Source organism: Pseudoduganella sp. RAF53_2 (assembly GCF_052113985.1).
In the GTDB taxonomy this organism is placed as follows: Bacteria; Pseudomonadota; Gammaproteobacteria; order Burkholderiales; family Burkholderiaceae_D; genus Rugamonas.
Map to the genome: position 1 here is coordinate 1 of NZ_JBFRDW010000764.1, position 2,557 is coordinate 2,557.

Annotated in this window: 4 protein-coding genes; 1 reads left to right on the top strand and 3 read right to left on the bottom strand. The window is 60.5% G+C overall.

The window, feature by feature from the left end; translation table 11 throughout:
* Positions 1-895: 5'-nucleotidase C-terminal domain-containing protein (locus AB4Z11_RS29130; protein WP_442029312.1), on the top strand; the 895-nt coding region annotated here is incomplete at its 5' end.
* Here AB4Z11_RS29130 and AB4Z11_RS29135 read toward each other — a convergent pair.
* Genes AB4Z11_RS29135 through AB4Z11_RS29145 form a run of 3 tightly spaced genes read right to left on the bottom strand, consistent with a single transcriptional unit; the run spans position 892 to position 2,353 of the window.
* Complete coding sequence (locus AB4Z11_RS29135; protein WP_442029313.1) at positions 892-1,212, bottom strand: DUF2288 domain-containing protein; 321 nt, start codon at positions 1,210-1,212, stop codon at positions 892-894. The genes AB4Z11_RS29130 and AB4Z11_RS29135 overlap by 4 nt on opposite strands.
* Before the next feature lie 19 nt (positions 1,213-1,231).
* Positions 1,232-1,915: an RES family NAD+ phosphorylase gene (locus tag AB4Z11_RS29140; RefSeq protein ID WP_442029314.1), complete on the bottom strand. Its 684-nt coding sequence runs from the start codon at positions 1,913-1,915 to the stop codon at positions 1,232-1,234.
* Positions 1,916-2,353 carry an antitoxin Xre-like helix-turn-helix domain-containing protein gene (locus AB4Z11_RS29145; protein ID WP_442029315.1) on the bottom strand — a complete coding sequence of 146 codons (438 nt, stop codon included), beginning with the start codon at positions 2,351-2,353 and terminating at the stop codon, positions 1,916-1,918. It abuts the gene before it with no gap.
* Positions 2,354-2,557: the final 204 nt, after the last annotated feature.

Here is a 2,557-nt window from a genome sequence, read left to right on the forward strand (position 1 = left end):
CAAACGTCCGGTGGCGGCTGATCCCGCCATCGCGGGGCTGGTCGCTGACGAGCATGCGGCTGCCGTGAAGTACGTGAAGACGCCGATTGGCAGCACCGACTTCCGCATGTCCACCTATTTTGCGGACGTGGGCGACGTGAGCGCGATTGACGTGGTGAATCAGGCGCAGGCCGATTATCTGTCGCGCTACGTGAAGAATAATTTGCCGCAGTATGCAGCGCTGCCGGTGCTTTCAGTCTCCGCGCCGTTCAAATCCGGCGCGRCCGGTCCCGCCGATTACACGGACGTGTCGCCGGGCGCGATCGCCTTGAACAACGCGGCCGACCTGTATCTCTATCCGAACACGCTGTATGGCGTAAAAGTGAATGGCGCCCAGCTGAAAGCCTGGCTGGAACGCGCAGCGCAGCGCTACAATACGATCGATCCTGCGCGCACGACGGCGCAGGAACTGGTCAACACGGCTTTCGCGGGATTCAATCTCGACCTGCTCACCTCCGACGAAGTGCGCTACGAGATCGATGTATCGCAAGCGCCGGGCCAGCGCGTCAAATCGCTGGAGTATCGTGGCGTGCCGGTGGGCGACGCGCAGGAATTCCTTATCGCGACCAATAACTTCCGCGGCAGCGGCGGCGGCGGCTTCCCCGTTGCCCAAGTCATCCTGGCCGCGCCGGACACCAATCGCGATATCCTCATCGCCTACGTGCAAAAGACCAAGGCGCTGACGCGCAGCGCCAACGGCTTTTCACGCAGCTGGCGCTTCACGCCGCTGAATGCAAAAGGTCCGGTCATATTCCACTCGGCGCCGGGCAAGCTGCCGCTGGCGGCAGGCCTGCCCGTGACCGAGTTCCAGGCCGACGATGGTAAAGGCTACGCGATCTACCGCCTGGCGCTTTAATGCACCTTGGGTTTGTCCTGCTGCACGAGAATGAATGGACTGATGACTGTCGCCCACAGCGCGGCATCTGAATCGATCCAGCTCTGGCACTGCTGGTCGGAGACCTTGGCGACCATGCCTTGCTCCATCCACTTGGTGATGTTGGCCTTGTCGTCGTGGGCGATGCGTACGGCCACTTCCACCAGATCCAGTTCGTTCGCAACCCAGATCACATTCCCCTGGGCGAAATGCTTGAGCAACTCGCTCCATGGGAGGCGGGCGGTTTCGCGGTTCACTTTGTCGCGGAGTTCGGCGTCTTTTTCGGGCTTAAGCTGCATGGTCAATCTCTTGAATCGGTTAAATCGGCTCGACGCGGGGCGCCGGCGAACCCTCCCATGTTAACCGATAGGCCTGGCCTTTGCGAACATTGCCCACCAGTGCGGGGCGGAAGCAGCCAAGGTTGGTGCCGCCGTCGCGGCGCACGCTGGGGTAGATGATGCCCATGGAACCCGCGTCCAGCAGGCGCGCGGCCAGGCGCTGGGAAGCGATGTAGCTCTCCGGATCGAGGCAGGGCGCAAATTCCGCCAATCCGCGGATATCATGAAACTCGGCAGAGAAGTCGGCCAGCATGGCCTGATAGCTGACGCTGTCGTCGAAGCGGTCGATTTCGGCGTATTCCACGGTCTTATGAAAGATGACTTCGGCCAGCGCTGTTTCCGCATCGAAGGCGCAATACCAGGCGCCGCGCTGGCCGTCGTTGAAGCGGCTGCCCTCAGGACGGGCGTAGGTAAAGGCGGCGTTGATGCTGCGGTAGTTCGGCACATAGAACACCAGCTCTTCGATGCCGATACCGGATGCGCCGCCATGTTCGGCCAGCAGGCGCGCGTTGGTCGCGTTATCGAGATCGAACAGGTCACGCAGTTCGTCGTCGTTATCGGCCAGCGCCGAAAGGACGGAATCTTCCTTGTCCACGAAACGGGACGGAATCAGGCGGCAGGTATCGAATTGGCGCAGCAGGCGCAGCGGCGGTAAGGGCGTCAATTACAGGCCTCCACGGCGCGCATCGAGCAGCTGGCGCACGGTCTGCATGGAGAGCATACCGCCGGCCAGCATAAAGGCCAGCGGCGTGCGGCCGCTGAAAATCACATTGCGGTTCGCCAGGCTGATCCATTCATCGGCGAGCTTGTCGCCGTAGATAATGTGCAGCGACTTGTAGATGCCGAGCAGGTAGGAAATACGCGTGATACGGTCGACTTCCAGCACGCGGTCGGGATTCTTTTTCCATTCGTAGAAGGTGCTGCTGGACAGGCCTCCCAGCAGTTCGCGCGCATCTTCGTCGCGCAGTTTCCAGGCCGCGGCCAGTTTGAAAAAGCCCTTCAGCGCGGCGTGCGACAGGCGCTCGCGTTCTTCCTTGTGGCTGAGATCCACCGGCATGGCGGGCTGGTAATTGCTCTTGGGGTAGGCGTAGGCGGAATTCATCATATCCTCCGTTTATGGATTAGTTATACTCCGATTCCGTGCAATATACAAGTCTTTCCGCTTTGCGCTTCCTCAATGATGCCCGTCGCTGGCGCTGACAATATTGCGAAATGGCATTTTCGGGAGGGTTTGCGATGGAGCAACTTTTGCCATGGGTGGAAGCGGAGTTGAAGCAGTTTCGGCGAAAAAGCGCGGAGTTTGCAG